This window comes from Variovorax sp. YR752 (assembly GCF_943372545.1).
Genome location: NZ_CALRZC010000006.1, coordinates 17,874 through 39,893, shown reverse-complemented (window position 1 = coordinate 39,893; position 22,020 = coordinate 17,874). Strand labels below are relative to the sequence as shown.

General features: G+C 66.7%; 24 protein-coding genes. 16 read left to right on the top strand and 8 right to left on the bottom strand.

The window, feature by feature from the left end; translation table 11 throughout:
- The first annotated feature begins 15 nt into the window (after positions 1-15).
- Both AAG801_RS02360 and AAG801_RS02355 read left to right on the top strand, forming a co-directional pair.
- Positions 16-375, top strand: coding sequence for a beta-eliminating lyase-related protein (locus AAG801_RS02360; protein WP_341886997.1), 360 nt, complete (start codon positions 16-18; stop codon positions 373-375).
- Positions 376-647: 272 nt separating this feature from the next.
- Complete coding sequence (locus AAG801_RS02355; RefSeq protein WP_341886996.1) at positions 648-1,610, top strand: hypothetical protein; 963 nt, start codon at positions 648-650, stop codon at positions 1,608-1,610.
- Positions 1,611-1,835: 225 nt separating this feature from the next.
- Here AAG801_RS02355 and AAG801_RS02350 read toward each other — a convergent pair whose 3' ends face one another.
- Positions 1,836-2,231 (bottom strand): hypothetical protein, encoded by a 396-nt coding sequence (locus AAG801_RS02350; protein ID WP_101489824.1) that lies wholly within the window; start codon positions 2,229-2,231, stop codon positions 1,836-1,838.
- A gap of 541 nt (positions 2,232-2,772) precedes the next feature.
- Positions 2,773-2,910, bottom strand: coding sequence for a hypothetical protein (locus AAG801_RS02345; protein ID WP_192192447.1), 138 nt, complete (start codon positions 2,908-2,910; stop codon positions 2,773-2,775).
- Between the two features lie 149 nt (positions 2,911-3,059).
- Between AAG801_RS02345 and AAG801_RS02340 the strand changes: the two genes are divergently transcribed.
- On the top strand, positions 3,060-3,557 hold the full coding sequence (locus tag AAG801_RS02340; RefSeq protein WP_341886995.1) for a protein tyrosine phosphatase: 498 nt from the start codon (positions 3,060-3,062) through the stop codon (positions 3,555-3,557).
- A 9-nt stretch (positions 3,558-3,566) separates the two neighbouring features.
- On the opposite strand, the gene AAG801_RS02335 is transcribed toward AAG801_RS02340, so the two are convergent.
- Positions 3,567-3,887, bottom strand: a complete 321-nt coding sequence (locus tag AAG801_RS02335; protein WP_101489826.1) for a hypothetical protein — start codon at positions 3,885-3,887, stop codon at positions 3,567-3,569.
- Positions 3,888-4,153: 266 nt separating this feature from the next.
- On the opposite strand from AAG801_RS02335, the gene AAG801_RS02330 reads away from it, so the two are divergent.
- Complete coding sequence (locus AAG801_RS02330; RefSeq protein WP_341886994.1) at positions 4,154-4,411, top strand: hypothetical protein; 258 nt, start codon at positions 4,154-4,156, stop codon at positions 4,409-4,411.
- Between the two features lie 233 nt (positions 4,412-4,644).
- Here the strand turns inward: AAG801_RS02330 and AAG801_RS02325 are convergent, their stop codons facing one another.
- Positions 4,645-5,007 carry a hypothetical protein gene (locus tag AAG801_RS02325; RefSeq protein ID WP_341886993.1) on the bottom strand — a complete coding sequence of 121 codons (363 nt, stop codon included), beginning with the start codon at positions 5,005-5,007 and terminating at the stop codon, positions 4,645-4,647.
- A gap of 493 nt (positions 5,008-5,500) precedes the next feature.
- Between AAG801_RS02325 and AAG801_RS02320 the strand changes: the two genes are divergently transcribed.
- The 10 genes from AAG801_RS02320 to AAG801_RS02275 all read left to right on the top strand — a co-directional run bounded on the left by AAG801_RS02320 (position 5,501) and on the right by AAG801_RS02275 (position 15,697).
- Entirely contained in the window at positions 5,501-7,129 is a 1,629-nt protein-coding gene (locus AAG801_RS02320; RefSeq protein WP_341886992.1) for a ShlB/FhaC/HecB family hemolysin secretion/activation protein, read from the top strand.
- 62 nt (positions 7,130-7,191) lie between these two features.
- Positions 7,192-8,997 (top strand): MotA/TolQ/ExbB proton channel family protein, encoded by a 1,806-nt coding sequence (locus AAG801_RS02315; RefSeq protein ID WP_099790546.1) that lies wholly within the window; start codon positions 7,192-7,194, stop codon positions 8,995-8,997.
- A gap of 12 nt (positions 8,998-9,009) precedes the next feature.
- Complete coding sequence (locus tag AAG801_RS02310) at positions 9,010-9,423, top strand: biopolymer transporter ExbD (protein WP_062474100.1); 414 nt, start codon at positions 9,010-9,012, stop codon at positions 9,421-9,423.
- A 10-nt stretch (positions 9,424-9,433) separates the two neighbouring features.
- On the top strand, positions 9,434-10,180 hold the full coding sequence (locus tag AAG801_RS02305; protein WP_341886991.1) for a hypothetical protein: 747 nt from the start codon (positions 9,434-9,436) through the stop codon (positions 10,178-10,180).
- A gap of 67 nt (positions 10,181-10,247) precedes the next feature.
- Positions 10,248-12,044, top strand: coding sequence for a putative porin (locus tag AAG801_RS02300; protein ID WP_101489832.1), 1,797 nt, complete (start codon positions 10,248-10,250; stop codon positions 12,042-12,044).
- 19 nt (positions 12,045-12,063) lie between these two features.
- A complete protein-coding gene (locus tag AAG801_RS02295; RefSeq protein WP_341886990.1) occupies positions 12,064-12,789 on the top strand; it encodes a hypothetical protein in 726 nt (241 codons plus the stop codon).
- Positions 12,786-13,733: a peptidylprolyl isomerase gene (locus AAG801_RS02290; protein ID WP_341886989.1), complete on the top strand. Its 948-nt coding sequence runs from the start codon at positions 12,786-12,788 to the stop codon at positions 13,731-13,733. The genes AAG801_RS02295 and AAG801_RS02290 overlap by 4 nt, the downstream gene beginning before the upstream one ends.
- A 35-nt stretch (positions 13,734-13,768) precedes the next feature.
- A complete protein-coding gene (locus AAG801_RS02285) occupies positions 13,769-14,314 on the top strand; it encodes a YbjN domain-containing protein (protein ID WP_153283480.1) in 546 nt (181 codons plus the stop codon).
- Between the two features lie 8 nt (positions 14,315-14,322).
- Complete coding sequence (locus AAG801_RS02280) at positions 14,323-14,610, top strand: hypothetical protein (protein ID WP_341886988.1); 288 nt, start codon at positions 14,323-14,325, stop codon at positions 14,608-14,610.
- 70 nt (positions 14,611-14,680) lie between these two features.
- Positions 14,681-15,697 (top strand): phosphotransferase, encoded by a 1,017-nt coding sequence (locus tag AAG801_RS02275; protein WP_341886987.1) that lies wholly within the window; start codon positions 14,681-14,683, stop codon positions 15,695-15,697.
- A gap of 9 nt (positions 15,698-15,706) precedes the next feature.
- Here AAG801_RS02275 and AAG801_RS02270 read toward each other — a convergent pair whose 3' ends face one another.
- Positions 15,707-16,393, bottom strand: coding sequence for a class I SAM-dependent methyltransferase (locus tag AAG801_RS02270; protein ID WP_341886986.1), 687 nt, complete (start codon positions 16,391-16,393; stop codon positions 15,707-15,709).
- A gap of 108 nt (positions 16,394-16,501) precedes the next feature.
- Here AAG801_RS02270 and AAG801_RS02265 point away from each other — a divergent pair, with 108 nt between their 5' ends.
- Positions 16,502-16,804, top strand: coding sequence for a DUF3658 domain-containing protein (locus AAG801_RS02265; protein ID WP_341886985.1), 303 nt, complete (start codon positions 16,502-16,504; stop codon positions 16,802-16,804).
- Positions 16,805-16,820: 16 nt separating this feature from the next.
- Here the strand turns inward: AAG801_RS02265 and AAG801_RS02260 are convergent, their stop codons facing one another.
- Positions 16,821-18,023, bottom strand: a complete 1,203-nt coding sequence (locus AAG801_RS02260) for an MFS transporter (protein ID WP_341886984.1) — start codon at positions 18,021-18,023, stop codon at positions 16,821-16,823.
- 262 nt (positions 18,024-18,285) lie between these two features.
- Here AAG801_RS02260 and AAG801_RS02255 point away from each other — a divergent pair, with 262 nt between their 5' ends.
- Entirely contained in the window at positions 18,286-18,693 is a 408-nt protein-coding gene (locus AAG801_RS02255; RefSeq protein ID WP_341886983.1) for a GNAT family N-acetyltransferase, read from the top strand.
- A gap of 20 nt (positions 18,694-18,713) precedes the next feature.
- Here the strand turns inward: AAG801_RS02255 and AAG801_RS02250 are convergent, their stop codons facing one another.
- A complete protein-coding gene (locus tag AAG801_RS02250; RefSeq protein ID WP_341886982.1) occupies positions 18,714-19,121 on the bottom strand; it encodes an Lrp/AsnC family transcriptional regulator in 408 nt (135 codons plus the stop codon).
- A 3-nt stretch (positions 19,122-19,124) separates the two neighbouring features.
- Positions 19,125-21,740: a LuxR C-terminal-related transcriptional regulator gene (locus AAG801_RS02245; protein ID WP_341886981.1), complete on the bottom strand. Its 2,616-nt coding sequence runs from the start codon at positions 21,738-21,740 to the stop codon at positions 19,125-19,127.
- Positions 21,741-22,020 lie beyond the last annotated feature (280 nt).

The following is a 22,020-nucleotide window of genomic DNA, read 5'->3' as shown; positions in this document are numbered from 1 at the left end:
GCCCGTGCGCGGCGCGTGAGAAAAGCGGCGGGTGGCGCGATGCGGCAGGCCGGTGTGCTGGCGGCTGCAGCGCTGCATGCGCTGGACCATCACGTCGAGCGGCTCGCCGAGGACCATCGGCTGGCGCGGCTGTTGTATGAGGGCGTGTGTGATCGCCCCGGCGTGCGTGCCGAGGCGCCGCAGACCAACATCGTGTTTCTTGACCTGGTGGATCGTGGGGAAGACACGGCGCGTGCGCTTCAACAGCACCTGCAGGAAAGAGGCGTCCTCGTTTCGATGCTGTACGGCCGGCTGCGCCTGGTCACGCACCGGGACGTGGACGAGGCCGGCGCGCTGCGTGCGCTCGATGCGTTGCGCGAATTCCTGAGGCGGTAGCGGCGCCGCTCAGCGGCGCGAGATCACACGAACGACCGGTTCGCTGTGCACGCTGTCTTCCGCCCTGCAATCGGCACCGCCGCTTTCGCCGAAGCTGCGCGCGAATCAAAGCGCAGTGCATGCGTTGATGGCTGAACCACTTGGAACGTCCGCGGCCCGCTCTGCACGTGGATGTTGCAGAAGTTTCCTTGGGTAACAGGCGGTTGGTGATGGACGCTCGATTTTGCGACGCGTAGTCTCAGGACTACAACTTGCAAAGGCTGGAGGCGCTCATGATTCCTCAATTGCGTAGCCCACGCTTGGGCCAGCACGCCGCTTCCGGTCTCATTCAGCACGACGATTCGCAAGCCTGGGAGCAGCTCAATGTGCAGCCCTTCGCCTTCCAACACTTGCTGTCCAACCATCCCCTGTTGTCGATCGAGCGCCTGGCCCGTCTGTCGGAGCGCGCGTTCGACCGCGATCACTACAAGCGCTACTTCAAGGCCTGCGAGTTGACGGTGCCGCGCGACGTGCTCATGGCGCAGTTTCGCGAAGGCATCGAGCAGATTGCTGAGAACGGCAAGTGGGTGGCGCTGCACTACATCGACGAGATGGACCCCGAATTCAGCGATCTTTTTGACCTTCTGCTGGCCGACGTCGAGGAAATCACCCGCCGACCGATACGCAGGCAGATGACGTGGGGCGGTCTGTCGGTGTTCCTCAGCGCGCCGGGGCTGGCAGTGCCGTATCACTTCGACCACGAGACCAATTTCCTCATGCAGATCCGAGGGGAAAAGGACGTGCGCCTTTATCCGCGTGAGTTCGGCACTCTGACCGCGTGCGAGATCGAAGACTTCTACCGGCACAACCCCGTTGCCGGCATCTATCGAGACGACCTGGCGCATGCCGGCAAGGCCTGGACACTCCGGCCCGGCATCGGCGTACATCATCCGCCGCTGGCGCCTCATCGCATTCAGAACGGCAAGAACGTTTCGGTGAGTCTGTCGCTCTACTACACGATGCCGGAGATGGAGGAGCGCGGGCACGTCTACCAGGCCAACTATTGCATGCGAAAACTGGGTCTGCGTCCGCGTGCGCCAGGCGAGTCTGCGTTCTCTGACCACATGAAGATCAAGTTCATGCGCGCACTGTCGACCTCACACCCACGCACGCACGATGAGTTGCTCTATTCGGGCGTGTCGCGACTTGCTGCGCCCTTCAGGTGGGCCAAACGTTTGCGGGAAGCGCGGCCCTAGCAGGCCGAGATGTTCAGCCAGACCGGTGCACTCATCTTGTGTGAGCCTCTCAGAGGACGAGCCTGGACCGTTGTGGGGGAGGCACCTCCTCGTCGCAGACGAGGAGGTGTGTCGCGTCGCGCGGCGAGGGTGGCCTTGCCGGCGTCAGCGACTCAGAAGGTGTGAATGAATCCGGCGTGCCCGAGCAACTCGCCCAGGCGCGTTCGTTCACACCTTCTCAGCGCATCAGCACTTCATGGCCGTGGCTTGTGCGGCGAAGGCGTCGGAAGCGGCCTTGCAGGCGGTGCCGAGTTGTGCGGCGTTGGCGCCGTAGCTGGCCCAGGTGGCCTTGGTCTGCTCGAGGCTGCTCTTGAGCGCGTCGGCGGCGGCGCCGCTTTGCTTGCCCACGCAGGCGCTCACCTTGTCCAGGTATTCCTGGCATTCCTTGGGCACGTCGGCCGATGCCGTCGTGGTGGCAGCGGGTGCTGCGGCGGCCGGTGCGCTGGCGGCCGGAGCGGGTGCCGGCGTGGCCGGTGCTGCAGCAGGTGCTGCGGGTGCGGCCGGCGCTGCGGGCGTGGACTCTTGCTTGGAGCAGGCGGTGATGGCAGCAGCCACGATGATGAGTGCGAGCAGTTTGTTCATTTTTGTCTTACATGAGCGAGTTGGATGATGTGCCTCGCCTCGCGTCCCGCGACGCGCAGTCTGCACGCAAGGAACGCAAGGATCGAGGCCGAAACAGTATCGTCGTGCCCCGTGTCACGGACCGGGCGAACGTCACAGCTGCGCGTCGGGAACGACACAAAAATCGTAACAATCGTTGCTTTACGTTAAATATTGCCGGGTGTCGGTGGCCCTGCGGCGAGTGTCTGCGCGAGGCGCCCCGGGACCGTGCGAACCGGGGCCTTGACAAGTGGCGCGCCGGTCGCGCGAAGCTGCTAGTTATTTGGTGTTACGTCGCCGTCGCGGTTGTTGCGAGGGCGAGCCGATGGACGGCGTAGGCAGACAAACTTGCGTTCGAGGAGGCTTACTTGGTTTTGCAAGACAGTGAACGGGACACGGCGCGGCGATGAATGGGCAATCGGGGTTCTGAACAAGCGCGCCCGCTTGCTTATGTGGGGCGGGGCAGCGCCCGGTCACACCGGCCGGCGAAAAGCCGGCGGGTGCATGGCCTGAGGCCTGGGCCTTACAGCCGGGTGCGCTGCTCGGAGGGCGGGTGGTCCTGGTCGGAACGCAGGACCGCCAGCATGCTCATGAGCGTCACGCCCGCAGCAAGACCGACCAGAAAGGCGAGGGCAACAAGGGAGGGGTCGGATGTCCACATGGGGTTCTAACGCCGATCAATCCCACAAGGTTTACCAGTGTTTACACTAATTGGTCATGTTGGCATGACAGGGGTAAACAGGTGTTTGCAAGAGGGTCGCCGCACCCCGCTACACAGGTGCCACATGGCGTGGCTATAGTCGTTTCACCATGCAGCAACGGATCGAAGTCGTCTTTGTCTCGCGGCGCAATTCGCTGCGCAGCGTGCTGGCCGAGGCCTGCCTGGCGCACCTCGATTCGAAGCGTTTCGCGGCGCGTTCGTGCGGGCAGCCCGGGCGGCTTGCGGCCGATGTGCATCCCGCGGCGGTCGAGGCGCTGGGCAGCGCCGGCATGGCCTTGCCGACGTCGCCGCCGCGCAGCTGGGACCTGTTGGCGCGTGCGGGATCGCTCCGGGCCGATGTCGTCATCACGCTCGACCCCTCGCTCGAAGTGCTGCAGCCGCGCTGGCCCGGCCAGCCCGATGCGGCGTTGTGGCCTTACCCGGACGTGGCGGGCGCCGGCACTGGCCCGGACGACGCGGCGCATGGCGCGATCCAGGTGCTGTACTCGCTGCGCCGCCGGCTCGAATTGCTGATCAACCTGCCGCTTCTGGGCGCCGACCGCAGCGCGCTGCGCTCCGACATCCGCGACATGGCGCACATGCGCTGACGCGCAGGGTCAGGGAATGGCGAGCCGGAGCACGAAGGTCTTGGTGTGCGGGTCGGTCAGAAACACCTGCGCGACCTGCCAGGCCTGCTCGTGTGCGTCGCGCCATGCGGCGGCGTACTTGATGTCCAGGCGCGTCATGGGCGGTTCGTCGAGCTGCTCGAGCCGGCGCCAGAGCCGGTAGCAATGCACGACTTGCCGGGGGGAGCCCAGCAGTTCCTCGAGTTTGATGCGGTAGGTGAATGCCGCCACCATCACGTCCCGTACCGTGACGTTGCGCCCCTCGACTTCGACGGTGTAGAGGTGTTCGGCTGTGTGCGTCTCGTCCTTCATGCGGCGGCGCAGAAAGCAGGGCGGACGGTATCGACCTGCGGGGCAGGCCGGTCGGGAGGACGCACGGAAAGAGGGAGACGGATCACGGCCGCTCCATCCTAGATGGCACGCTGTTCCGGCGCGAGTGCCGAAAGTCATGCGGGTGTTCACACATGGTGTCCCTTTGCGCGGTGCGCGTGAAATTGTTATTAAACGAAATTAAATGCTAATACCTAGGAACTATGTCCTAGGGCGGCGCCGGCAGTAGCCCTAAGCTCCTCACTGACATGAGCGCCACACAGCAACATCTTTTCGTCGAACTTCCCGACGGTTGGTCCAGCCAGATCGACATCCGCCAGACCTCCGGCGGCCGCTACGCCGGCGTTGCCGAACTCAGCCTGCGCGGGCTCAAGCGCGGCGTGCTTGTCTTCATGCAGCAACCTTCGCTCGATGCCGCCGTCGCGCGCGTTCGCCTGCGGGCCAGCCAGTTCGCCCGCGAGCGCCTGTCGCTCGCCGAAACCCGGGCGGGCGTGCGGGCGAGCTGACCGGGCGCATCACCGCGCATCACCCGGCGGTTGAAGTTTTTCTATCCCGCCCATCGGGATTGCCAAACCCGCTGCGCTCTCCAACGGCGCACCATCGAGTCTTACCGATGGAGTGCACGACATGTTGAAGAACTTCAGGAAAGCCGTAGGCGTCGCCATTTCGCTGGCCGGTGTCGTCGTGCTGCTGACCCAGCAACTCTGAACGCCCGGACCCATTTCCCGCATGGCATCGCTCAGGGCCGGGGCGACATCAACGGCGACGTCGGCACCACCGGCGGCGGACGCTGCGGATACACCGAGGTGCCGAAGGTGTTGCCCATGCGGTGCCCGGTCGCCGCGCGATTGAACAACCCCAGCTGATTGCCCGGTCGCTGCGTGATCGCTTCCGAGGCGAGCCCGGGCGCCGCGTCGTCCGGCCCGCGTGCCGGCAGCGTGGGCGCGAGCTTGCGGGTCAGGCAGTCGTAGGCGGGCGTGCGCTCGCCGTTCACCACGACTTCGACGCAGCTTCCGTCATCGGCAGCCGATGGCGTCTGCGCGCCAGCCATGCCGCAGACCGCGCCGAGCGCCACACCCCACAGCCATACACCGACGCGCATCGTCGCCCCTTGAAGAAAAGATGAAGGTTCGCCGAGCGGATGCGGCGATCCACCCCGCAGTCTGGGCTGCTTGCAAGACAGGAAGAAGACGGTGGTCGAGGGGCTGACTGTCGTTGTGGTGAAGGCCGTCGTGCCCCCACCCCGACCCTCCCCCGGAAGGGGAGGGAGAAATACAAAACACAGCCGAGCGATGGCCTGGAGGTCTTGCTCCTTCCCCTCCCGGGGGAAGGCTGGGATGGGGGCAAGCGGCCTCCGATAAAGCACGGCTTCGCGACCAAAGAAAACACAAGGGCCTCCCATGCGAGGCCCTTCTTCTCATGCGCGCTCAACCCGCCGCGCCGGACCTCCTGCCGATTTCTTGATGAAGTTTTCGTGACAAACGGCAGTCGCCGCGCGCGCCGTGCGTCTAGGTATCGGTACGCAGCAGCGACATGAAGGCTCTCCACCCTGAGCCGCTGCCACGCGAGCTTCATCCTTGAGAACCGAGCTGTAAATGCATGACATGAAGAACAACGCGCCGCCGACCTGCTGGAGAGCGGTGTGGCTGGCAGTGATGGCGATGAGCGCCTCGGCGGCCTTCGCGCAGGCACCCGCCGCAGCCGCCACGCCGGCCGCAGCCACCGAGCCGGCCCGCAAGGTCGACATCGCCGAATACATCGTGCGCGGCAACACCGTGCTCGACGCCCGCGCCATCGAAAACGCGGTCACGCCCTTCCTCGGTCCCGAGCGCTCGCTGAAGGACGTGGAGGGCGCACGCGACGCGCTGCTCGCGGCCTACCAGGCGGCGGGCTACCAGTCGGTGTACGTCGACCTGCCCGAGCAGCAGGTCACGCAGGGCGTGGTGTTCCTGCAGGTCAACGAGACCCGCGTGGGCCGCGTGCGCGTGGTGGGCGCCGAGTACAACTCGCCGCTCGACGTGCGCGACCAGGTGCCGGCGCTGAAGGAGGGCGGCGTGCCCAACTTCAACACCGCGCAGGCCGAGCTCACCGCGCTCAACCGCGGCCCCAAGCGCCAGGTGATGCCGCTGGTTCGCCCCGGCGCACTGCCGGGCACGATGGACGTCGACCTGAAGGTCGAAGACCAGAGCCCGTGGCGCGGCAGCGTCGGCCTCAACAATGACTACAGCGCCGACACGCGCAAGCTGCGCGCCAGCGCTTCGCTGGGCCACGACAACCTCTGGCAGATGGGCCACAGCGCCTCCATCAGTTTCTTCGGCGCGCCGCAGGACCTCAACCAGACGCAGGTGTTCTCGGCCTCGTACAACGCGCCGCTCAAGGGCACGAACTGGAGCCTCGAAGCCAACGCCTTCGTGTCCGACAGCAACGTGGCCACCGTCGGCGGCACCACCGTGCTGGGCAAGGGCCACTCGATCGGCCTGAAGGCGACCTACACGGTGCCGAACAGCGGCAACTGGTGGCACGCCTTCAGCGTGGGCGTCGACTTCAAGAACAACAAGGAAGCGCTGACGCTCAAGGGCACCGGCGACACCGTGCCGCTCAAGTACGCGCCGATCACGCTGTCGTACTCGGGCTTCCGCCAGACCGACAAGAGCCAGTACGGCGTGGGCGTGTCGCTGGTGGCGGGCACCAGCAGCTCCTTCAAGTACGGCAGCGACTGGGAGGCCTTCGACTACAAGCGCTACAAGGCCTCGCCCAGCTTCATGGTGCTGAAGACCGACCTCAACGGCGCGCACAGCTTCGAGGGCGGCACGCAGGTGGCGTTCCGCGTCAACGCACAGATGACCGACTCGCCGCTCGTGTCCAGCGAGCAGATCGCCGCGGGCGGCATGAACTCGGTGCGCGGCTATCTCTCGGCCGAAGCCACCGGCGACTACGGCGTGGTCGGCTCGGTCGAGCTGCGCAGCAAGCCGCTCACCTTCCTGGGCAGCACCGTCGAGAACTGGCGCGTGTACGCCTTCGCCGATGCGGCGCGGCTGCGCCTGAAGAGCCCGCTGCCCGAGCAGGCCGAGCGCTTCGCTCTGTATTCGGTGGGCGTGGGCACGACCTTCAAGGTCGGCACCTATTTCTCGGGCCGCGTCGACATCGGCTATCCGCTGATCGACGGGCCGCGCACCAAGAAGCACGACCCGCAGGTGAATTTCAGCATCACCGCGAGCTACTGACGGCCTTTCCTCTTTCTTTCGATTTTTCTTCTCATTCCACGAGCTTTCCGGAGAACCCTGTCATGCGACGACTTCTTTTCATCGCGCTCACGCTGTTGAGCACGCTCCTGCCGGGCCTGGCCCATGCCTGGTGGCAGGCCGAATGGGCCTACCGCAAACCCGTCACCATCGACGGCGGCCCGCAGGCCGGCGCCATCGGCAGCGATGCCGGCCGCGTGCCGGTGCTGGTGCGCCTGCACACGGGCAACTTCAAGTTCGAAGGCGTGAGCGAGACCGGCGCCGATCTGCGCTTTGTCGCGGGTGACGACAAGACCGTGCTCAACCACCAGATCGAACAGTTCGATCCGCTGCTGGGCATGGCGCTGATCTGGGTCGACGTGCCCAACGTCTCGGCCGGCACGCCGCAAAAGCTCTGGATGTACTACGGCAACCCGAAGGCCCCGGCCTCGGGCAACGGCCAGCGCAGCTTCGACCCCGACTACACGCTGGTCTACCACTTCGCCGAAGGCGCGGTGCCGCCGCGTGACACCACGGCCTACGGCAACAACGGCCAGACCGCCGCGGTGCCCGTCGAAGGCACGGTCATCGGCAAGGGCGCGCAGCTCGGCAACGGCGCACTGATGCTGCCCGCCACGCCGTCGCTGGCCGTGACGGCCGGCGGCACGCTGACCTTCTCCGCCTGGGTCAAGCCCGATTCGCTCGGCGCGCGCCAGGCGATCTATGCGCGCCGCGATGGTGCCGGCGAACTCGTGGTCGGCATCGACCAGGGCGTGCCCTTCGTGCAGGTGAACGGCCAGCGCAGCACGCCGGGCCAGCCGATGCAGGCCGGCCAGTGGTCGCACCTTGCGGTGAAGGCCGAAGGCGACAGCGTGGCGCTGTATGTGGGTGGCCGTCCGGCCGTGTCGCTGGCGGCCAAGCTGCCCGCACTGAACACCGCCGCCGCGATTGGCGCCGATGCACCGGCCGCACCTGCTGCACCGGGCGCCGCACCCGCCGATGCCTTCGCCCCGTTCACCGGCGCGATCGACGAAGTGCGCCTGTCGAAGGTCGCACGCCCCGACGCGCTGCTGCTGGCCGATGCCGTGTCGCAAGGCGCCGAGTCGCGCCTGGCCGCTTTCGGTGCCGACGAGCAGCAGGCGGGCAAGAGCCACTTCGGCTTCATCCTGGCCGCGATGCCGCTGGACGCTTGGGTCGTGGTCGGCCTGCTGGGCCTGATGATGGTGCTGTCGTGGGCCATCATGATCGGCAAGGGCCGCAGCTTCGGCGCCACCTCGCGCGCCAACGCCACCTTCATCGAGCACTTCCGCGAAGGCGCCGGCGCTCCGCTGGACCGCATGGCCACGAACAACACGGTGCCGCAAGAGGTGCGTGCCGACTCGTCGCTGTGGCGCCTGTACGAAGTGGCCATCGAAGAGATGCGCCGCCGCCACGACCGCGGCTACGACCTGAACGCCGTGTCGGCCTCCACCATCGGCGCCATCCGCGCCGCGATGGACGGCGTGATGGTGCGCGAGACCGAGCGCATGTCCAAGCGCATGAACTGGCTCTCGACCACCATCGAAGGCGCGCCGTACGTGGGCCTGTTCGGCACCGTGATCGGCATCATGCTGGTGTTCGTGGTGGCGGCCATGGCCGGCGCCGTGGACATCAACTCGGTGGCACCCGGCATGGCCGCTGCGCTGCTGTGTACCGCCGCCGGCCTGGGCGTCGCGATCCCCGCGCTGTTCGGCTACAACTGGCTGGCCTCGCGCTCGGACGCCATCGGCGCCGACATGGCCGTGTTCGTCGACGAGTTCGTCACGCGCCTGGCCGAAGAGCAGGGCGAGGGCCGCTCGCTGCCGGTGGCCGTGCAGGCGCGCCGCGCCTGAGGACCGCGCACCATGGCAAACACAGCCGCGAAGTTCGCCGTGCGCAAGCGCACGGGCGGCATCAACATCACGCCCTTTGTCGACGTGCTGCTGGTGGTGCTGGTGATCTTCATCCTCACCAGCAACGCCAGCATCCCGGGCATCAAGGTCGACCTGCCGAAGGCCAGCGCCTCGGTGGCGCTCGAGAAGCCCAAGACCAAGGCCATCACGATCGACAACGCGGGCAACGTGTTCCTCGACGCCTACCCGGTCACGCTGCCCGAGCTCGAAGAACGCCTGCGCACCGAGAAGGCGCTGTCGCCCGACTTTCCCGTGATCGTGCGCGGCGATGCCAGCGTGCAGTACGCGAAGGTGGTCGACGTGCTCGACCTGCTGCGTCGCATCGAGCTGAACCAGATCGGCCTCGTGACCGGCAAGCAGAAGTGAGGACCGCAGCGTGAACCCTCGCGACCCGATTTCTTCTTCTGCCTCGCCTGCGCCGCGCTCCAGCGGCGCAGGTGGCACGGCCGCGCTCTGGCGCCGCTGGGGCGGGATGGTCATCGGCCTGGTGATCGTCGTGGCGCTGGCGCTGCTCGTGTGGCGGCTCTTGTCCGACACCGCGAGCCAGAAGCGCGTGGTGGCCGATGCGCCCACGCTGATGCTGCCGCCGCCTCCGCCACCGCCACCCGAACCCGAGAAGCTGCCCGAGCCCGAGCCGGAAAAGATCAAGCCCGAAGTGGTCGAGCCCGAGCCCAAGCCGGTCGAGCCGCTCGAAGCCCCGAAGGACGACGCACCGCCCAGCCCGTCGAAAGACCTGGGCGACCCGGTGACCATGGACAGCGCCGGCCAGGCCGGCAACGACGCCTTCGGCATCCAGGCCGGCAGCGGCGGCGGCATGAGCGGCACCGGCGCCGGCGGCGGCCTGGGCAGCGGCTCGTATGCGCGCTACGTGTCGAGCATGTTGCAGCAGGCGCTGTCGCGCGACCCGCGCACGCGCCAGCTGGTGTTCGATGACATCCAGATCGACCTGTGGCTCGGCGCTGACGGCAAGACCACGCGCGCCCAGCTGGTGCGCGGCACCGGCACCGAGGACATCGACGAAGCCGTGCTGGCGCTGCTGCGCGGGCTCGACCGCATCGAAGAACGTCCGCCGGCCTCGATGCGCTTTCCGATGCGCGTGTCCATGAAGGGACGCCGGCCGTGATCCGCATGACTTTCCATTTCTCCGCGGCCGACGCCCGGCCGACCTCTTCCATTCAGTGAACGAAGCGATGAACACCCTCCACAACACCCTCCCGCGCCGGGGCGCGATGCCGGCCCTGCGCCAGTGCGCGCTCGCGGCGGCCGTGGCCTCCGCGTTCGTGCTGTCGGCCGGCACCGCCATGGCCCAGACCGCCGCCGCGCCCGCCGCCGAATCCGCCATGGTCAAGCTGATCCGCGGCCTCATTCAAAGCGGCACGCTCGCCAAGGACGTGGGCGAAGCGCTGCTGGCCCAGGCCCAGACCGAAGCCATCGCCGCGCAGCAGGCACAGCGCCAGGCGGCCGTGTCGGCCACCGCCGCATCGGCCACCGTCGCGGGCGGCATGCGGCTCGAAGCCGGCGACGTGCGCGTGCCCTACATCTCGCAGACCGTGCGCGACCAGATCCGCGACGAGGTCAAGGCACAGGTCATGGCGCAGGCCAAGGACGAAGGCTGGGCCGCGCCCAACGAGACGCCCGAGTGGAGCAAGCGCATCCGCTTCGAAGGCGACGTGCGCGTGCGCAACGAGTCGCGCAGCTATGCCGGCAACAACAGCGACATCGAGATCAACTGGCCCTCGCTCAACCAGGGCAGCGGCTACGACGTCAACCCGAACACCAACCTCTCGCTGCCGTCGATCCTGAACACCCGCCAGGACCGCCGCAACCTGTTCCGCGCCCGCGCCCGCGTGGGCCTGCTGGCCGACCTGTCGGAGAACACCAAGGCCGGCGTGCGCCTGGCCTCGGGCAGCGACGAAAGCCCCGTCTCGACCACCACCACGCTGGGCGGCGGCCTGGGCAAGAAGAGCGTGTGGCTCGACCAGATGTGGATCTCGCACAAGCCGACCGACTGGCTCACCGTGACCGGCGGCCGCTTCGGCAACCCCTTCATGTCGACCGACCTGCTGTACTCCAGCGACCTGAACTTCGACGGCATTGCGGCGCAGTTCGACAAGAAGCTGTCGGCGAACCGTGACCTGTCGCTGTTCGGCACGCTGGGCCTCATTCCGTTGGAATACTCGGCGGACGGCTCGCCCACGCGTAGCCAGCGCAAGATGAAGAGCGAGAACAAGTGGCTGCTCGGCGCGCAGGTGGGCGCCGACTGGAAGATCAACGAAGACAACCGCGTGCGCGGCGCGCTGGCGTACTACAACTTCCGCAACATCAGCGGCCAGGTCTCCGAGCCCTGCGCGCTGTACGCGGGCGCCGACGGCTGCAGCACCGACTGGTCGCGCCCGGCCTTCATGCAGAAGGGCAACACGCTCATGCTGCTGCGCGACATCTCGCTGGACCCGCTCAACCCGGCCGGCACGCCGCAGCCGCAGTACGTGGGCCTGGCCTCGAAGTTCCGCCTGATCGACCTGAACCTGCGCTGGGACACCCAGGTGGCCGGCAACAACCTGCGCCTGGACGCCAACTTCGTGCGCAACAACGCCTACGACGCCAACGGCATCTGGGCCCGCGGCGGCATTCGCGGCGCCATCGTGAACAACTTCGGCCCGACCGGCGGCACCACCCAGTCCGACTTCAAGAGCGGCGGCAACGCCTACATGGTGCAGGCCACCTACGGCAAGCCGGCACCGGCCGCACGCGGCGACTGGAACGTGCTCGCCGGCTACAAGCGCATCGAGCCCGATGCCATGCCCGACGGCTACAACGATTCGAGCTTCCACGGCGGCGGCACCAACGCGCGCGGCTACTTCCTGGGCGGCTCGTACGCGATCGACAAGAACATGTGGTTCACCGGCCGCTGGATCTCGACCAAGGAGGTCTACGGCCCGCCGCTGTCGATCGACACCTTGCAGCTTGAATTCAATGCGCGTTTCTAAGCAAAAGAAGGAGTTCGCCGTGTCCCGAACGATCTTCCCGGCGCTGGCCCTGGCCGCACTGGCCGCCACGGCCGGCGTGGCGCATGCCCAGCAGGCGCAAGGCGCGAGCATGGAGGAGCGGCTGCGCGCGCAGCTGCGCACCACCACCACGCAGTTGCAGCAGGCGCAGAACGAGTTGGCCGCGATCAAGGCCGGTCAGCCCGCGGGCAAGGCGCCCGCGGCACCTGGCGCGGCACCGGCCGCGTCCGAGCTCGAGACGCTGAAGAAGGAACTGGCCGCCAGCCAGGCCCAGCTCGCGTCCGAGCGCCACGCGCGCGGGCAAGCCAGCGCCGGCAACGCGCAACTGCGCGAGCAGGCACAGGCCGCGAGCGAGAAGGCGAGTGCGCAGATCGCGCAGTACCGCGGCGCGTACGACGACCTGCTGAAGATGGCGCGCGCCTCCGAAGCCGAACGCCAGCGCCTGGCCGGTGAGGCCGCGCTGCAGCGCACCGCGCTCACGCAGTGCGAGGCCAAGAACACGCAGCTATACGCCGTCGGTCAGGAGGTGCTTCGCGCCTACGAAACCATGGATGTGGGGAGCGTGCTCGCCTCGCGCCAACCCTTCGCGGCGCAAAGCCGCGTCAAGTACGAACAGATCGCGCAGCAGTACGGCGACAAGCTCTACGAGAGCCGCTTCGACGTGCGCGCCGTGAGCGCGCCGGCGCCTGCGGCCGCTGCATCCGCTACAGAAGGAAAGCCGCAATGACGAACGCACAAACAACTCCCGCAGCCGGACTCGGCCGGCGCCTGCGCGCGGCGGCCGGCGTGCTGCTGGTCTCGTCGGTCGGCGTGGCCGCCGCGCAGCAACCCGTTGCGCCCGGCCCCGCCGTGGTCGCGCGCATCGGCGAGGTCACCATCGGCCAGGACGAAATCGAGAAGCTGCTGCAGACCCTGCCCGAAGCCGAGCGTGCTGCCGTGAAGGCCGACCGCGCGAGCCTCGACGGCTGGCTGCGCCAGCGCCTCGTGAGCGAAGCGCTGCTGCGCGACGCCCGCGCCAAGGGCTGGGCCGACCGGCCCGACGTGAAGGCGAAGATCGACGCCGCCACGCGCGAGATCACCGCGCGCATCGTCGCCACCAGTTATCTCGAATCCGTGAGCCAGGTGCCTGCGGGCTTTCCGTCGGACGCCGAGGTGAAGGCCGCCTACGACCAGGGCAAGACCGGCTTCAACCTGCCGGCCGCCTACCGCGTGGCGCAGATCTACCTCGCCACGCCCGAGCGCGACCCGGCCGCCATCGCCAAGGTGCGCGACGAAGCGAACCGCCTCGCGAAGCAGGCCCGCAGCGGCGACTTCGCTGCCGTCGCGCGCGCCAGTTCGCAGGACCGCCGCAGCGCCGAGCGCGGCGGTGAGGTCGACACGCTGCCGCTCGCGCGCATCCTCCCCGAACTGCGCGACACCGTGGCCAAGCTCAAGCAAGGGCAGGTCAGCGAGCCGGTGCAGGCCGAGGCCGGCTTTCACATCGTCAAGCTGCTCGACATCCAGCCCGCGCGCACTGCCACGCTCGAAGAGATGAAGCCGCAGCTGCAGGCCGCGCTGCGCCAGCAGCGGCAACAGCAGCTCGTGCAGGCCTACATGACCCAGCTGGCGCCGCCCGCGCAAGTGAGCATCGACGGCGCCGCGCTCGACGCCGCGCTCAAGAAGACCAACTGAACCGTTTCCCCTTTTTCCTGAAAGAAGAACCACACATGAATACCAACGTCACGACCCCGGAAGCCAACGACCAAGCCGCCGCGCCAGTCGCATTCGAGATGCTCGACGCCGTCACGCCCGACCAGGTGTCGGACGCCATCAAGGCTGCCGGCGGCGCCGTCACCGCCATCGAACAGGACGGCGTGGTGCGCCTGCACAGCGCCAGCCACGGCATTGGCTTCCAGGTGCTGTGGGGCAACGCCGTCACCACCACCCAGTACACCGACTTCACCCTGAGCTGCCCGCTGCGCGTGCAGGGCGGCACGCTGCCCGAGGCCGTGCTCGCCGCATGGCACCGCAGCAAGCGCTTTGCGCGCGTGGCACAGCACGGCGACTTTGTCGTGCTCGAGATGGACGTCGTCGTGGCCGGCGGCGTCAGCCCCGCCTACCTGGCTTTTGCCGTGCGGCTGTGGATGCAGATGATGGGCGAGTTCTTCCTGCACCTGCGCAACTACGGCCCCGCTGCCGAAACGCGCGGCGATGCAGCCAATGGCGAAGTTGCCGCTGCTGCCGCCGTCCAGGGTGTGCCCGCCGCCGCGTGATGCTGCCCATGCGCGCCGCACCCGGCCTGTCGATGGACGACCACCACAGCCATCCCACGCACGACTCGCCCACGGGCCGCGCCATCCAGGCCGCGGCACGCCAGGCCCAACGCGCGCGTCGCGCCGAGACCGTGCGGCTGCGCCAACGCGCCGCGCTGCTCGAACTGCTGGTGCAGACCATGGCGGAGCTGCACATCTCGATGGCCGAACTCAATGCGGCGCGCAAGGCGTTAATGCCTGCATGGCGGCATGTGGGGGAGGAGGGGGCTTCGCTGGACCGCAACCTGGAGCGTTGACGCAACGCGGCAAGGTGGCGGAGGGTAGGGCAGAATCGCCCGCCGCCCACGCCCCCGAAAGGCCGCACCCGTGACGACGCCCACCCGCTCCACCCAGATTGCCCAGACCACGCCCACGGGCGCCGCCATCGCAGAGAAGGTGACGCAGGCCTACGACCTCGGCGAGGTCCGGTCGTGCGAGCTGCTGCGACGCAGCTTCAACCACGTCTACGGTCTGCAGTTTGCCGACGGCCGCTGCGCCGTCGCGCGCCTGAGCGCCGACCGCCCGCGCGGCGCACCCAACATCGGCTACGAAACAGCGCTGCTCGCGCACCTGAAAGCCGAGGGCGTAGCCGTGGCCGGCACGCTGCCGGCCCGCGACGGCGCGCACGCCGTCGCGATGGACTTGCCCGAGGGCGAGCGCCCGCTGATCCTGTTCGAGCACCTCGACGGCGACGTCCCGGGCGACGTGCTGCCCGATGTCGAAGCCACCGGACGCGGTCTGGCGCTGTTGCACGACGCCGCGCAGGACTACCACGGCCCCGCCAGCCGCTACGCCCTGGAGCTGCCCGACCTGCTGCACGCGTCGCTGGAGCGCTTGCACGCCGCGCCCACGATGACCGACGCGCTGCGCCCGGAGTTCAGCGCCATCGCGCGCACGCTCGAAGCCCGCATCACCGCGATGCCGGTCCTGACGCGTGTCCATGGGCACGGCGATTGCCACGGCATGAACAACTTCGTGACGGAAGGCCTGGACGGAACGCGCGTTGCCTCGTTCTTCGACTTCGATGACGCGGGCCCTGGCTGGCTGGCCTACGACCTGTGCGTGTACCTGTGGGCGATGCATCCACGTACCGTGGGCGGAACGCTCGATGCGACATTGCTGGCGCGTTGGCGCAGCTATCGGGCGGGCTACCGCAGCGCGCGCCCGCTGCCTTCGGCGGATGTCGAGGCCATCGCCGCATTTCTCGCGGTGCGGCAGTTCTGGCTCATGGGGGAACACGCGGGCCGCATCGCGGTGTGGGGCACGCAGTCGATGTCGACGAGCTGGCTGCGCACGCAGGTGAAGATGTTGACGGCGTGGGCGGAGTTGCAGACGCCGGAGTGAGAGGGCGGGTCAGGCTGCTTGCGCGACCCAGCCTCTGAACGCCATGCCCGCATAGAACAAGCGGACGTTGGTGAAGCCCGTCTCTTCCAGCAGTGCTTCTTCCTGTTCCGGACTGAGCAGCGACAGCGTCGAACCGATGGCCGTTGCCGCCTTGCGCGCGTTGTCCGGATCGACACCAGACGCCGCCGCGAAAGCGACATAACGCGAGAGCCACAACTCCCGCTCTCCGTCCGCCTGGGGAAAGCTGAGGTGAGCCATGACGAACGGCGCACCGGGCTTCAGCCGGCGACGAATTTCCATCAACGTCGACCGGCGTTCATCGAGCGTCAGGAAGTGCATCGTCAACAGGCAGGTCGCTGCATCGAAAGGGCCTTCGGGGGCGGTGTCTGTGTAGCCGTGGTGCAGCGCGACCCGCTCGGCAAGCGGGCCGAGCGTTTCCGCAGCGAGGTCGAGCATGGGCTGCGACGGATCGACACCGACGAATTGCCATCGGGGATGCGCCTGCGCGAGCACCTTCACCTCCATGCCGCCGCCAGCGCCGATGACCAGCACGTTCGCTGCATTGGGCGCGCGCTCGGCGACGAGCAGGGCCGACATCGTCTGCAGGTCGTGCAGGCCCGGCACGAGACGGGCGGTCTTCTCGGCGTAGTTGTTGGTGGCGGACGGGGCGTTGAAGGTGGATGCGGGCTGGGACATTTCGCCAGTCTATGTGGGCATCGCGCGCTTCGCAGGCGTGGGGTATCTAGCAGAATCTGGCCGGAAGCGAATGCCCATCCGGGTGCACGCGTCACGGGGTTCAGAACAATGACTGACGACGACACCTTCGACACAGAACTCTCACCCGCTGAGCGTGAGCGGTTAGCCAAGCTACCAGAGCCGGATCTGGCGCTCATCGATGCGGCGCTTCTGTCGCAAGCGTCCAGTCAATGGCGGAAGGTGGCGCGCGTGGTTGGCATGGCGATGCTGTCGATGCCCGATCACCTGGAGGATGTTCCTGATGCCTTCTTCGCGAAACGGGTCGCGCTGCTCGTCGCGTCGGGGCGATTGGAGTCGCAGGGCGACCTTCGGCGCATGCGGTTCAGCGAGGTGCGGTTGGGTTCGGTCTGATCAACCTGCAACAGCCTCAAGCCAACGTCGATACACGCTCAGCGCGAGACACCCTCGCAAGCCGCCACGTCATCCCGATCCCGACAACCGTCGCGATCAACCCCACCAGGAACACACTGGAGTGGCCGTAGTGGTCGGCAATCAGCCCCGCCATCGGGCCCGTGACGCCGTACGCCAGATCCTGGAACGCCGCGAAGCCGCCGATGGCCGTTCCGCGCAGATGGGCAGGGACGCGCTTGACGGCCTCCAGTCCCATGGCGGGGAACACCATCGAGCAGCCCATGCCGGTCAGCAGTGCGCCCACCATGGCCACGACGGGATGGGGCGCCAGCCAGAGCAGCGCCTGGCCCACAGCCTCGATCGCCAAGGAGACCAGCGCCACCTTGGTGCCGCCGATGCGGTCGGGCAAGCGACCCGCCAGCAGTCGCACCAGGACGAAGCCAACGCCGAAGCAGGTCAGTCCATAACCGGCACCCTGCCAGCCATGGGCCAGGAAGTACAAGGGAAAGAACGCGCCCAGGGCCGCAAAGCCGACGCCTTGCAAGCCCACGACCGAGCCTTGCTTCCAGATGAGTCCCAGCACATCGGAGAACGGTGCGCGGCGCCCCTGTGCAGACATGGCGGGCGCGATGGACCACAGCATCACACCGCTGACCAGTGGCAAGGCGATGCTGCCCGCCATGAGGCCGGCGAAGCCGAGCCTTTCCAACAGCCAAAGGCCCAGAGGACCGCCGACCGCAAACGCGCCGTACATGCCGGCGCCGACAAGCGCCATGACCCGCCCCGAACGCGCGGGGCCCATGGCCGCCATCGCCCAGCCGAGCATGCCGACGAGCGCGAAGCTTTCGCCGAGGCCCAGCACGAGGCGCCCCACCAGCAGAACCAGGTACGCGCCGACGCCATGGCCCAGCACCGGCAGCGAGGAGGCCCAGCACAAGAGCGATGCAGCCGCATAGAGGACAAGGCCCCTGAACATGGCGAACTTGCCGCCCCGTTCGTCAGCCAGCCGGCCCGCCCAGCCGCGACTCAGGATGGTGGACAAGAACGCAATGCCGACGCCCAGGCCGGACGCGACATTGCCCATGCCCAGCGTCTGCGACACGTGGAGCGTCACAGCCGGCATCGACATGGCGACAGACAGGTAAGCGAGAAAAAGCGCGAGGGTCATCCAGACCAAGGTGCGCAGGGAAGAAGAGTTTGTTGTTTGGACGTTCGTCATTGAGCGCCGCTCCTTGAATTTTCAAAGGCGGCACCGGCCGGTCGAACGAGCGGGGACGAGGAGCACCGAAGCGACCAACGCACACCACCAGTCGGCCGCGGGTGCCACTGGTGATGCGTTGGTTGACGTAAACGCTTACGGCTGGATGGAGCTCTGAACAACAGGTCAGAGTCGATTTTTGCAGCGCCGATTCTAGCCACGCCAGATCGAGTTCGTGCTCCGCGTCCGGCTAAAGTCGGATCGACTCCACGCCATCGATCTCATGAACAACATCACCATCGACTACCGCCACAACGTTCCCCTCGACCCGATCGACGTCGCCCGCGTCTTCGATCAATCCGGCATCAAGCGCCCCACCGGCGACCTCGCTCGCATCGCGCGCATGTTCGCTGCGCCCAGCCTCTTGCTGTCGGCATGGGTCGGCGATGAGCTGGTGGGGCTGTCGCGTTCGTTGACCGACCATGCGTACTGCTGCTACCTGTCGGACCTGGCGGTGGACAAGAAGTACCAAGGCCATGGCATCGGCACCGAACTCGTGAAGCGCACGCAGGCGATCATCGGCGACGAGGTGTCGTTGATCTTGCTGTCGGCCCCCGACGCGATGTCTTATTACCCGACGCTCGGCTTCGAGCTGGCGCAGAACGCGTACGTCATCCGGCGAAAGAAGTAGGGCCGCTGTTCAGCGGCTCACTATGTCCGTCGTGACCCCGACAGCCCGGCCTTCGCATCCAGCAGGTGCCCCAGCGGCAGCGCCGCCTCCGACTTGATCTCGCGCAGCACGATGCTCGACCGCACGTGCGTCACGCCGGGCAGGCTGAACAGCACTTCGTGCAGGAAGCGCTCGTAGTGCTTCATGTCCGGCACGGTGACGTTGAGGATGTAGTCCGCGGGCCCGGTGGCCGACACGCAGCGAATGATCTGCGGGCTTGCGGCCACGGCTTCTTCGAAGCGTTGCACCATCGCCTCGCTGTGCCGGTCGAGGTTGACCTCGGCCACGGCCGACACGTGCAGGCCCACCAGCTCGGGATCGACGAGTGCGGTGTAGCCGCGGATGACGCCGGCCGCTTCCATGTCCTTGATGCGCGTTGCTCGACGCATTTTCTATCGCACGATTCCCAAACGCCGGGCAGCGCTGACGGCCTGCATCCGGCTTCCCGCCGCGAGCTTGCTGTTGATGTTGCGAAGATGAGTGCGGACGGTACTGTCCGTGATGCCCAGCTTCTCGGCCATGGCGATGTTGCTGTATCCCTCGGCAAGGAGATGCAAAACGTGGACCTCCTTCTCCGTGAGCGGATCGAGCAGCACCGCCTGTTGGGAGGGGGAAGGTTCAACAACGGGCAGCGTCGAGCCGTAGCCCTCTCGCAGGTCTGTGAGGTAGCCGAGAAACGTGACGTCGGTCGATACCCTGCTTGAAGATGTGGCTCGATCATGCAACTGTCGGACGAGCACGCCGAGCTGGGGCCCTTCGTCGAGCACCATGCGCACGAAGCCCTGCCGGTGGCAGGACCGCAGCGTCGATTCGAGTGTGCTGAGCGCCGCGAACTCCCGCCCCGCGCGCGCCAGGGCAATGGCCAGCACAAGCTCGAGGGCGAGGCCGCGTCGGCGGCGTTGCGCCGAGAAGGCGACCGTCGCCTCAGCGGTCAGCGCCATTGCCGCTGTCGCAGCGTCTCCTGAGACCGCTTCCCATCGCAGGTTGGCGAGAAGAGGGTAGTCAACATCGTTGCCTGCGAGTCGAAGGGACTGCATCCTGATGGCTGTAGTGTCGTCGCTCACTCTGGCCAGTTCCTGTCGTGCGGCGATGGCGTGGCCTTGCAGCAACTGCACCCGCGAACGCTCCAGCCGGGCGCTGGTGACCACGCGCGGAAGTTGCCTCTCATGGCCCAGGGCTTCAAGTTCGGTCAAGAGTCTGAACGCCTCGTCCACGTCGCCAGCCAGGAACGCGATCCTCGAAAGCATTCGGTAGCCTTGGATCATGTGATCGGGCAGCCCGACGTCCCGTGCCTGAGGGACGTAGACCCTTAGCAGGTCTGTCGCATGGGAAGTCTGGTTTCGTTCGTAGGTGGTCAGGGCATAAAGGAGGCCGGCCCATGCGTTGCCGCCAGTGCTCTTTCGCCCCTCAGCGATCGTGGTAACGGCCGTCCTGAAGCGCGCGTGAGCCTCATGAATCCGACCGGCGAACAGGTCCAGCGTGCCTTCCATTGTCTCGGCATACATGCGATGCAGTTGGCTGCTGTGCCCGCTCTGCGAACGCCGGCTTGCGCTCATCAGCTCCAATGTTTCAAAGGACTGTCCCCGCATGGAAAACACGCCCGCCATCGTGCTGATCAAGGCGCCATCGGCAAATGGGTCGCTGCTGGGGAGCCTTGCGAGGCTGCGCTGCCCAGCCTCGAACGCATCCTCCTGCCGGTCCATCATGCTGAAGAGCATGGGACGCAGCGCCGAAACATGAGGCCAGACATCCTCATCTGTCGAATCGGCCAGGCCGCAGGTGTTCAACTGCGCCATTGCTGCCCAGGGGCCACGCGTGAAGCAGAGCGTCCACAGTTGTGCCATCTTGAGTCTCGGATGCGGTTGCAGCGCGTCCGGTGGCAGCTTGCTGAACCAGCGCTCGAGCAACCGCATTCGCCCTTGTGCAAGCAATGCGTAGATGTGGTGCGACATCAATGGAAGAACCTCCGATAGTTCACCGCTTTCGAGATGGTGATCAATCGCAGGAACCGGTCTGTCTTGCGCCGCGAACCAACGAGCTGCCTTCTGATGCAGGGCCGCAACCGTGCTGGGAGACTGGCGCCGCAGTTCGCATTGAAGAAAACTCGCAAAAAGGCTGTGGTAACGGTAGGTCTGGTCTTCGCCTTCGACGAGGGTGAGCAGCACATTCTCCGCACTAAGGTCTTGAAGAATTGCGGCACTGTCTCCCTGCGGAACCAGTGCGTTGCACAAACCCGGCGTCAACTCTTTGAGAATGCTCGTCCTGAGAAGGAATTGGCGGACCTGCTCTGGCTGTTGTTCGAAAACTTCACCCAAAAGATAGTCGGCGACCGAGAGGTTGGAGCCGGAGAACTTGCGAACAAACTCGGCCTTTCCCGCGTGGCGATCGAGTGCCATCGAAGCCAGCCACAGGCCGGTGACCCAACCCTCGGTTTTGCCGTGTAGTTGTGAAAGTTCCTCGGGAGCAAGACCGGTGCGATGGCGGCCGCCGAAAAGCTCCGATGCCTCATTCAACGAAAACCTCAGCTGCAAAGTGTCGATCTCGACCATCTGGCTGAGCGCGCGCAAGCGACCGAGTCGAAGATCTGGCACGTTGCGAGAGCCAATGATGAGGCGCCCGTTGGGCGGAAGATGGGTGATGAGTTCGCGCACCCACTCGTGGACACTGGCTGCATGAATGGTCTCGAAGTCATCCAGGAAAAGTACAAACGGGCCTTCGTATGCAGAGATCCGGTGCAACACGTGAACGTCATCATCGTCCACATCCCCTTCATCGAGCAGATGGTCAACGCAGCATCGCAGTGATCGCAGGAAGCGCGATACATCGTTGTCGGCGCGATCGAGCGTCAGCCAAGCAGTCGCAGTCCCAGAATCTTCAAGACAGCTCCGCATCTGGGCCATCGCGGTGGTCTTGCCGAAACCGGCCGGCGCCCGCACCAGGATCAGCTTGACGTACGCTGGCCCCAGGGCCACATCGGAGAGTCGCGATCGCACGATCTCCGTAGCCACGCGTGCGGGGGGGCTCAGTTTTGTGCGCAGCGATGCACCCGGGGGGCTTTGGGGACCGGAGTGACCAGCCCCTGCTGCGCCTTCGTGGCGGCGGTCTTGGAAGCGAGAAGCCATCGTTGCTGAGCCGAAAATCCGAAGCGGCATTGTCTCCAGGTGATGCACAGGCACACCCCGAGCAATGATCTTACGCGGGTCGTTCGCCGTTTTTCGCCGGCGCTGCATTCATGTTTTGGGCGGCTGGCATGTCGCCTCGTCGGTTTCGACGAGCTGGAGTTGCAGA

Bases quoted from the DNA above. Each gene is read 5' to 3' on its own strand.
- AAG801_RS02355 (WP_341886996.1), top strand. From the start codon at position 648: ATGATTCCTCAATTGCGTAGCCCACGCTTGGGCCAGCACGCCGCTTCC.
- AAG801_RS02350 (WP_101489824.1), bottom strand. From the start codon at position 2,231: ATGAACAAACTGCTCGCACTCATCATCGTGGCTGCTGCCATCACCGCC.
- AAG801_RS02345 (WP_192192447.1), bottom strand. From the start codon at position 2,910: ATGTGGACATCCGACCCCTCCCTTGTTGCCCTCGCCTTTCTGGTCGGT.
- AAG801_RS02340 (WP_341886995.1), top strand. From the start codon at position 3,060: ATGCAGCAACGGATCGAAGTCGTCTTTGTCTCGCGGCGCAATTCGCTG.
- AAG801_RS02335 (WP_101489826.1), bottom strand. From the start codon at position 3,887: ATGAAGGACGAGACGCACACAGCCGAACACCTCTACACCGTCGAAGTC.
- AAG801_RS02330 (WP_341886994.1), top strand. From the start codon at position 4,154: ATGAGCGCCACACAGCAACATCTTTTCGTCGAACTTCCCGACGGTTGG.
- AAG801_RS02325 (WP_341886993.1), bottom strand. From the start codon at position 5,007: ATGCGCGTCGGTGTATGGCTGTGGGGTGTGGCGCTCGGCGCGGTCTGC.
- AAG801_RS02320 (WP_341886992.1), top strand. From the start codon at position 5,501: ATGCATGACATGAAGAACAACGCGCCGCCGACCTGCTGGAGAGCGGTG.
- AAG801_RS02315 (WP_099790546.1), top strand. From the start codon at position 7,192: ATGCGACGACTTCTTTTCATCGCGCTCACGCTGTTGAGCACGCTCCTG.
- AAG801_RS02310 (WP_062474100.1), top strand. From the start codon at position 9,010: ATGGCAAACACAGCCGCGAAGTTCGCCGTGCGCAAGCGCACGGGCGGC.
- AAG801_RS02300 (WP_101489832.1), top strand. From the start codon at position 10,248: ATGAACACCCTCCACAACACCCTCCCGCGCCGGGGCGCGATGCCGGCC.
- AAG801_RS02290 (WP_341886989.1), top strand. From the start codon at position 12,786: ATGACGAACGCACAAACAACTCCCGCAGCCGGACTCGGCCGGCGCCTG.
- AAG801_RS02285 (WP_153283480.1), top strand. From the start codon at position 13,769: ATGAATACCAACGTCACGACCCCGGAAGCCAACGACCAAGCCGCCGCG.
- AAG801_RS02280 (WP_341886988.1), top strand. From the start codon at position 14,323: ATGCGCGCCGCACCCGGCCTGTCGATGGACGACCACCACAGCCATCCC.
- AAG801_RS02270 (WP_341886986.1), bottom strand. From the start codon at position 16,393: ATGTCCCAGCCCGCATCCACCTTCAACGCCCCGTCCGCCACCAACAAC.
- AAG801_RS02265 (WP_341886985.1), top strand. From the start codon at position 16,502: ATGACTGACGACGACACCTTCGACACAGAACTCTCACCCGCTGAGCGT.
- AAG801_RS02260 (WP_341886984.1), bottom strand. From the start codon at position 18,023: ATGACGAACGTCCAAACAACAAACTCTTCTTCCCTGCGCACCTTGGTC.
- AAG801_RS02255 (WP_341886983.1), top strand. From the start codon at position 18,286: ATGAACAACATCACCATCGACTACCGCCACAACGTTCCCCTCGACCCG.
- AAG801_RS02250 (WP_341886982.1), bottom strand. From the start codon at position 19,121: ATGCGTCGAGCAACGCGCATCAAGGACATGGAAGCGGCCGGCGTCATC.